This window comes from Micromonospora sp. NPDC048935 (assembly GCF_043197875.1).
Lineage (GTDB): Bacteria > Actinomycetota > Actinomycetes > Mycobacteriales > Micromonosporaceae > Micromonospora.
Window position 1 is genome coordinate 930,124 of sequence record NZ_JBICTZ010000001.1, and the last position, 8,582, is coordinate 938,705.

Consider the following 8,582-nt stretch of genomic DNA (forward strand, 5'->3'; position numbering starts at 1 on the left):
GCGTCTGCCTGCCCGGCAGGTGCGGTCGGCGCCACCACCCGGTGCACAGTCGGCCTGCTCCACGCTCTCTCCAGGAGCGTGGAGCAGGTTGACGTGCCACCGCAGCCCGCAACCGCGGGCCGGCTGGTCGCGTACGCGGGGTGGGAAAAGCCTTGTGCGGCTTCGATGCGTAGCACATCCGGGCACAGCCGTCCCGTATTCGAAGCGTTTGCTGGCGTAGACTGACGGCGATTCAGCGCTGGTCACCTGGGATTCGGCACCGGCGTGGTGGCTGAGCGAGGGGGATCGGGCCGGGCCATGCCGCTCCAGTCGACGTCGACCGGGCCGCGGGCCCGAGACTTAGCGGGGAGAGTGAAATGGCCGTCCACGGTCCCGCGATGACAGATGTCGCTCGTCTGGCCGGTGTCTCCCATCAGACGGTGTCGCGGGTGCTCAACGGGCACCCCAACGTTCGTGAGCAGACCCGGCTCCGGGTGCGGGCGGCGATCGCCGAACTCGGCTACCGCCCGAACGGCGCGGCTCGTGCCCTGGTGACCGGCAGGTCCCAGGTCATCGGTGTGGTCGCACAGAACACGACCCTCTACGGTCCGGCGTCGCTGTTGGCCGCTCTGGAGCAGACCGCCGCCGAGGAGGGTTTCGCGGTCAGTGTCGGCAGCGTGCGAAACCTGGACCACCGCTCCATCTCGGCCGCCGTCGAACGGCACCTGTCGCACCGGGTCGCCGGCATCGTGGTCATCGCGCCGGTGGAGTCGGCGGGTGAGGCGCTGGAGCACCTTCCCCAGGACGTCCCGCTGGTCACCGTCGACGGCGACCCGAGCCGGCCGGTGCCGTTGGTGACCGTCGACCAGGTGGCGGGTGCCCGGGCGGCGACCCAACATCTGCTCGACGCGGGGCATCGCACGGTCTGGCACGTCTCCGGGCCGTTCGACTGGTTCGACAGCGTCGGCCGGATCGGCGGCTGGCGGGAGGCCCTGATGGCGGCCGGTGTGGACCCGCCGCCGCTGATGCCGGGGGACTGGTCCGCCGCATCGGGTTACCGGTGCGGGCAGATGCTGGCGAGGATGCCGGAGGTCACCGCCGTCTTCACCGCCAACGACCATCTCGCCCTGGGCGTGCTGCGGGCGTTGCACGAGTTCGGGCGGCGGGTGCCGGACGACATCAGCGTGGTCGGTTTCGACGACGTGCCGGAGGCGGCGTACTTCATTCCGCCGCTGACCACCGTCCGCCCGGACTTCGACGCGGTGGCGCGGGCGAGCCTGCAGATGCTGCTGGCGCAGATCGAGACGGGCACCGGCGGGGCGATGCGGCAGACCATCGCCCCGGCCCTGGTCGCCCGCGAGAGCGTCGCCCCACCACGGCGCTGACGTCGGCCCAACCGGAGGGTTCCGGCGTCGACGGCACCTCGCCGCGCTGCTGGCTCGTCACCGTCGGTAAGACAGCCCTCAATCGGGATCTGGCATTTTCTCATCGACGGATGGCAATGCAACTACCGGTAGGTATTGAACCTCGTGAAATGTGGCCGTAACATGATGGACGTCTCTGTTAACGCTAACAAGAATCGGCGTCCAACTATCGCCCCACCAGTCCGATCGTAGTCACGGGCGGGCGCCACCGACAAGGAGGCTCGATGAACCGCATCACCCGAGGTCGACGCTGGGGGAGCGTACTGGCGGCCGGAGTGCTGGTCGCCGGTGCTCTGGTCGGCCTCCGTGCCCCGGCGGCGCAGGCACTTGACAACGGGGTGGCGCGCACTCCCCCCATGGGTTGGAATTCGTGGAACTCGTTCGGCTGCAACATCAACGAGGGGCTGATTCGCCAGACGGCGGACGCGATCGTCAGCAGCGGCATGCGGGATCTGGGCTACAACTACGTCGTGGTCGACGACTGCTGGTTCAACCCCAACCGGGACAGCTCCGGCAACATCCAGGGCGACCCCACCCGGTTCCCCAGCGGGATGAAGGCGCTCGGCGACTACCTGCACGCACGGGACCTGAAGTTCGGCATTTACCAGGTGCCGGTCGACAAGACCTGCGCGCAGTACTTCAACTCCTACCCCGGCGCCACCGGCAGCCGGGGCCACGAGGTGCAGGACGCCCGCCAGTTCGCCGCCTGGGGCGTCGACTACCTCAAGTACGACTGGTGCTCGCCGGAGGGCAGCATCAACGACCAGGTGGCCACCTTCGCCAAGATGCGGGACGCGCTGGCCGCCACCGGTCGACCGATCGTCTACAGCATCAACCCGAACAGCATCCACGCCAAGACCGGCCCGCAGCGCAACTGGGGCGACGTGGCCAACATGTGGCGTACCACCGAGGACATCACCAACGCCTGGGACACCGGCCAGACCAACGGCTACCCGATGGGCATCCAGAACATCATCAACGTGACCGTTCCGCTGGCGTCCTACGCGAGGCCGGGTGGGTTCAACGACCCGGACATGATGGAGGTCGGCCGCGGCGGCATGAACGACACGGAGATGCGCAGCCACTTCGCCATGTGGGCGATCATGGCGTCTCCGCTGATCGCCGGCAACGACGTCCGGAACATGAACGCCGCGACGCAGACCATCCTCAAGAACGCCAACCTGATCGCGATCAACCAGGATTCGCTGGGGTTGCAGGGGACGCAGGTGTCGTTCGACGGCACCCGCCGGGTGCTGGCCAAGCGGCTCGCCAACGGTGACGTCGCCGTCGCCCTGTTGAACCAGGGTGGCTCGACGACGACGATCTCGACGACGGCCGCCGCCGTCGGCAAGTCCGGCAGCTCGTTCACCCTGGTCGAGGCGTGGTCCGGTGCCACCACCTCCTCCAGCGGGACCATCAGCGCCAGCGTTCCGGCGCACGGCACGGTGGTCTACCGGGTCAGCGGTGGGGGGACCACTCCTCCGACGACCGCGCCGCCGACGACCCCGCCGCCGGGCACGTCGAGTGCGCTCGCCAGTGCCGCCTCCGGCCGCTGCCTGGACGTTCCGAACAGCAACACCGCCAACGGCACCCAGCCGGTGATCTGGGACTGCAACGGCGCCGCCAACCAGCGCTGGACCGTCAACGGTCAGACCCTGCAGTCGCTCGGCAAGTGCCTGGACGCGCCGGCGAACGCCGCGGCCGGTTCCAAGGTGCAGATCTGGGACTGCAACGGTGGGGCCAACCAGCGGTGGAACATCAACGCCAACGGCACGATCAGCGGCGCCCAGTCCGGGCTCTGCCTCGACGTCAACGGCAACGGCACGGCCAACGGCACCACGGTGATCCTCTGGAACTGCACCGCGGCGGCCAACCAGCGGTGGACGCAGCGATAGCCGACCGGGTCCGTCGACCGACCAGGTCGCGGCAGCCCACCTGATCCGACCGCACTCCCCGGTGCCCGTGGACGACGCCCGTCGTCCACGGGCACCGTCGCGTCCGGCGGTCGTCCGGGCTGGCGGTTCTGCCACCCGACGGGGATCCTGCGGGGCGGTCGTATCCGGTGGCGGTCCCGCGGCCCGGCGGCCGGCCCGGGCGGGCCGTTCGGCGCGGTCGACGGGCCCGTTCGGCGGCCGTCCGCTCCGGTGCCGCTCACCGCCGTGCTCCCAGGTCCGGGCACCTCCGGGCGCCGGCCTCGCCGCTTGGGACGCCTCCGTTACGAGACCGTGACACCGGTATTTCGGATCTAGTGTTGACGTGTCGTATGTGAGCGCTAACACTACCCCGAAAGGTGACAGTTGGCCCCGGCACTCGACGGGGGAGTCCAGAGAGGAGAAGCCCGTGGGCAGGAGATTCCTGGTTGCTCTCGGCGGCGCGATGCTGACGCTGAGTATGGCAGCGTGCAGTGGCGGGGGTGCCGGCAGCGGTGACGACAAGAGCGACGCCAAGCCTGGCGACCTGACCATCGGTGTGTCGATGCCGACCCAGACCTCGGAGCGGTGGATCGCCGACGGCAACGCCGTCAAGTCCAAGCTTGAGGCGAAGGGCTACAAGGTCGACCTCCAGTACGCCGGCGACGACATCCCCACGCAGTCGCAGCAGGTCGACCAGATGATCACCCAGGGTGCTGACGTCCTGGTCATCGCGGCGATCGACGGCACGGCACTCAGCAGCCAGTTGCAGGCCGCCGCGGCCGCGAAGATCCCGGTCATCAGCTACGACCGGCTGATCCGCGGCAGCAAGGACGTCGACTTCTACGTCAGCTTCGACAACTACAAGGTCGGCGTCGCCCAGGGCACCGCGCTGCTCGTCGGTCTCGGCCTGCTGAACAAGGACGGCTCGAAGGGCACCGCCAAGGGGCCGCTGAACGTCGAGCTCTTCGCGGGATCGCTCGACGACAACAACACGCAGTACTTCTTCACCGGTGCGATGGACACGCTGAAGCCGTTCGTCGACGACGGCACGCTGGTCGTCAAGTCCAAGCAGACCACGCCCGAGCAGGTCGCCACCCTGCGGTGGCAGCAGGAGACCGCGCAGAAGCGCATGGAGAACCTGCTCACCTCCAGCTACAACGACGGCTCGAAGGTCGACGGAGTGCTGTCGCCGTACGACGGCATCTCCCGGGGCATCATCACCGCCCTGCAGAACGCCGGCTACGGCACCGGCGCGAAGAAGCTCCCGGTGGTGACCGGCCAGGACGCCGAGATCGCCTCGATCAAGCTGATCAACGACGGCGTGCAGAGCTCCACGGTCTTCAAGGACACCCGTCTGCTGGCCGACCAGGCCGTGAACGCCGCCGAGGCGTTCCTGCAGAAGAAGGAGCCGCAGGCCAACGACACCAAGACGTACAACAACGGTGTCAAGGTCGTCCCGGCGTACCTGCTCCCGATCGTCACGGTCTACAAGGACGACATCAAGACCGCGCTGATCGACTCCGGCTACTGGACGGCGGAAGAGGTCGCCGCCGGTCAGGCCAAGAAGTAAGCCAATCGTCGGGCCCGGCGGTCGTCGCCGGGCCCGACGTCTGGGCGTATCCGTCCAGACCTGACGGAGGACAGTGACCATGGACGACACCATCCTCGAGATGCGTCGCATCACGAAGACCTTCCCCGGCGTGACCGCGCTGGAGGACGTCACCCTCGCAGTACGCCGTGGTGAGATCCACGCCATCTGCGGTGAGAACGGCGCCGGCAAGTCCACCCTGATGAAGGTGCTGTCCGGCGTCTACCCGTCCGGCTCGTACGACGGCGAGATCCTCTTCGACGGCAAGCCGATGCAGTTCCGTGGCATCCGCGACAGCGAGGCCAACGGCATCGTCATCATCCACCAGGAGCTTGCCCTGGTGCCGTACCTGTCGATCGCGGAGAACATCTTCCTCGGCAGCGAGCGGCGCAACCGCCTCGGGCTCATCGACTGGAACCTGGCCAACGCCGACGCCGCCAAGCTGCTGGCGTCGGTCGGGCTGCACGAGAACCCGGTCACCCCGGTCATCCAGCTCGGCGTCGGCAAGCAGCAGTTGGTGGAGATCGCCAAGGCGCTGTCGAAGAAGGTGCGCCTGCTGATCCTGGACGAGCCGACCGCCGCTCTCAACGACATCGACTCGGCTCACCTGCTCGACCTGCTGCGGGCCCTGAAGGACCAGGGCATCACCTGCATCATGATCTCGCACAAGCTCAACGAGATCACCGCCATCGCCGACTCGACCACGGTCATCCGGGACGGGCGCGCGGTGGAGACCCTCGACATGCGCTCCGACGAGGTGACCCAGCAGCGGATCATCCGGGGCATGGTCGGGCGCGACCTGGACAGCTTCTACCCCGACCGCGAGTCGTCCCCCGGCGAGGAGGTCCTCCGGATCGAGGACTGGACGGTGCGGCACCCGGTGCAGGACCGGATGGTCGTCGAGGACGTGGCCCTGTCCGTCCGCGCCGGCGAGGTCGTCGGCATCGCGGGCCTGATGGGCGCCGGGCGCACCGAACTGGCGATGAGCGTGTTCGGTCGGTCGTACGGGCGCGACATCCGGGGCCGACTCTTCGTGCGCGGTCGGGAGGTGCAGGCGCGTACCGTCGCCGAGGCGATCGACAACGGCATCGCCTACGTCACCGAGGACCGCAAGCGCTACGGGCTCAACCTCATCGACGACGTCCGCCGCAACGTGTCCGCCGCCGCGCTGGACCGGTTGTCCCGCATGGGCTGGGTGAACGGCAACGAGGAGATCAAGGTTGCCGAGGCGAGCCGGCGGGAGATGAACATCAGGACGACAAGCGTCATGGCGGTCGTCGGCAAGCTCTCCGGCGGCAACCAGCAGAAGGTCGTCCTGTCGAAGTGGCTGTTCACCGACCCGGATGTGCTGATCCTGGACGAACCCACCCGGGGGATCGACGTCGGCGCCAAGTTCGAGATCTACACGATCATCAACCGGCTGGTGGCCGCCGGCAAGGCGGTGATCGTCATCTCCTCGGAGCTGCCGGAGTTGCTCGGGATGTGCGACCGCATCTACACCCTCGCCGCCGGCCGGATCACCGGTGAGATGCCGGTGGCCGAGGCAACTCAGGAGAGCCTCATGGAGCTGATGACCAAGGACAAGGAGCTCGTCGCGTGACCAGCATCAAGACCCCTCCGACGGAGAGCCCGGCGACTCCGGACGGCACACCCGCCGCCGCTCTGCACAGCGGGACGAACGACCTGCGGGCGCTGGTGTTGAACAACCTGCGGCAGAGCGGGATCTACGTCGCCCTGGTCGTCATCGTCGCGTTCTTCGCGATCCTGACCGACGGGGTGCTGCTGAGCCCCGGCAACATCACCAACATCGTCCTTCAGTACTCGTACATCCTGGTGCTCGCGATCGGGATGGTCATCCTGATCATCGGTGGGCACATCGACCTGTCGGTCGGATCGGTCGTCGCGCTGACCGGAGCGGTATCCGCCGTTCTGGTGATCCAGCAGGGCTATCCCTGGTGGGTCGGTGTCGTGGCCGCGATCGCCGTCGGCATCGCGGTCGGCGCGTGGCACGGCTTCTGGGTGGCGTACGCCGGCATTCCGGCCTTCATCGTCACCCTGGCCGGCATGCTGCTCTTCCGGGGTCTGACCCTTCGGGTGCTGGACAACATCTCGCTGTCGCCGTTCCCGGCCGAGTACCAGAAGGTCGCGGCGGGCTTCCTCAACGGACTGCTCGGCGGGCAGGGCTATGACGCCTTCACCCTGCTGATCGGCGCGGTCGCCGTGGCCGGGTACGCGGTGAGTGGCTTCCGCACCCGCGTGGCGCGCATCCGCTACCAGCAGCCCGTCGAGTCGTTCCCGCTGTTCGTCGCGCGGGTCGTGCTGGTCGGCGCGGTCATCATGTACTTCGCCTGGCAGCTGGCGCACGCCCGTGGCCTGCCGATTGTGCTGATCATCCTGGCGGTGCTCGTGCTGGTCTACGGGCTGCTCACCCGGCGTACCGTCTTCGGTCGCCAGGTCTACGCGATCGGCGGCAACCTGTCGGCGGCGGCGCTGTCCGGGGTGAAGGTCCGCACCGTCAACTTCTGGATGTTCGTCAATATGGGCTTCCTGGCGGCGGTGGCCGGCGTCATCTACTCCTCGCGGTCCAACGGCGCGCAGCCCGCCGCCGGCAACATGTTCGAGCTGGACGCGATCGCCGCGGCCTTCATCGGCGGCGCGGCGGTCACCGGCGGGGTGGGCACCGTGGTCGGCGCCATGGTCGGTGGTCTGATCATGGCGGTGATGAGCAACGGCATGCAGCTGATGGGCATCGACCAGTCGACCCAGTCGGTGGTGAAGGGCCTCGTCCTGCTCGTCGCAGTCGCCTTCGACGTCTACAACAAGCGCCGGGCCGGCACGGCCCGCTGACGCCCCGACAGTACGTACACGTGCCCCTGCCCGCCCTGCGGACAGGGGCACGTGTCGGTGCGGGGCCTGCCGGCCACACCGGGTCGGCCAAGCGCCGCCCGTCGCGCACCCGGGCCCGGCGCGTCGTGCCGCTGCCGCCGTCGTTGTCGTTGCCGTTGCCGTTGCCTGGCCGGAGTCGGACGCACCTGTCTGGCGCACTGTAGAGCTGCCCCACATATGGGCCACGACCTACGGCGGTGACTGGCGCCGGATGCCGGGGCTGCGGTGGTGCTTGTGTCCGGGACTGCGGTGGTGCTTGTGTCCGGGACTGTGGTGGTGCTTGTGTCCGGGACTGTGGTGGTGCTTGTGTCCGGGACTGTGGTGGTGCTTGTGTTCGGGACTGTGGTGGTGCCTGTGTCCGGGAGTGCGGTGATGCCTGTGTCCGGGACTGCGGTGGTGCTTGTGTCCGGGACTGCGGTGGTGCCTGTGTCCGGGACTGCGGTGGTGCCTGCGTCCGAGGCTGCGGTGGTGCTTGTGTCCGGGGCCGGTCGTGCTTGTGCCCGGGGCAGCGGTGGTGCCTGAGTCCGGGGCCGGTCGTGCTTGTGCCCGGGCAGCGGTGGTGCTTGGGAGTGGTGTTCGTGGCTGGGGCTCGCGACGGTGCCCCAGATTTGGGGCAGCTCTACAGGGAACCGAACAGACAACCGAGGCTCGTCGCGGCGAGCGCCTTCCGCCGCCCTGCGGCCTCGCGCAGTGCCGGGCGGGGGGAGATGGTCCCGCTGCGCCGTCCCCGGCGCCGCGGGGCCACACGCGCAGTGGCCGGTTCCGGTGCCGCGGGGGGGGGTGGTGTTGCCC

The 8,582-nt window shown here is 68.6% G+C and carries 5 protein-coding genes; all 5 read left to right on the forward strand.

Features of this window, described 5'->3' with window-relative positions; genetic code table 11:
* The first annotated feature begins 377 nt into the window (after positions 1-377).
* The 5 genes from ACGFIW_RS04690 (at position 378) to mmsB (ending at position 7,751) form a co-directional block, all read left to right on the forward strand.
* The gene (locus tag ACGFIW_RS04690; RefSeq protein ID WP_393310931.1) at positions 378-1,364 is read left to right on the forward strand and encodes a LacI family DNA-binding transcriptional regulator; all 987 of its coding nucleotides are present in this window, start codon (positions 378-380) and stop codon (positions 1,362-1,364) included.
* Between the two features lie 263 nt (positions 1,365-1,627).
* Positions 1,628-3,298, forward strand: a complete 1,671-nt coding sequence (locus ACGFIW_RS04695) for a glycoside hydrolase family 27 protein (protein ID WP_393310932.1) — start codon at positions 1,628-1,630, stop codon at positions 3,296-3,298.
* A gap of 445 nt (positions 3,299-3,743) precedes the next feature.
* Entirely contained in the window at positions 3,744-4,886 is a 1,143-nt protein-coding gene (gene chvE, locus ACGFIW_RS04700) for a multiple monosaccharide ABC transporter substrate-binding protein (protein WP_393310933.1), read from the forward strand.
* 79 nt (positions 4,887-4,965) lie between these two features.
* A complete protein-coding gene (gene mmsA / locus ACGFIW_RS04705) occupies positions 4,966-6,504 on the forward strand; it encodes a multiple monosaccharide ABC transporter ATP-binding protein (RefSeq protein ID WP_393310934.1) in 1,539 nt (512 codons plus the stop codon).
* Entirely contained in the window at positions 6,501-7,751 is a 1,251-nt protein-coding gene (gene mmsB, locus ACGFIW_RS04710; RefSeq protein ID WP_393310935.1) for a multiple monosaccharide ABC transporter permease, read from the forward strand. Before mmsA ends, mmsB begins: the two co-directional genes overlap by 4 nt.
* The last annotated feature ends 831 nt before the right edge of the window (positions 7,752-8,582 follow it).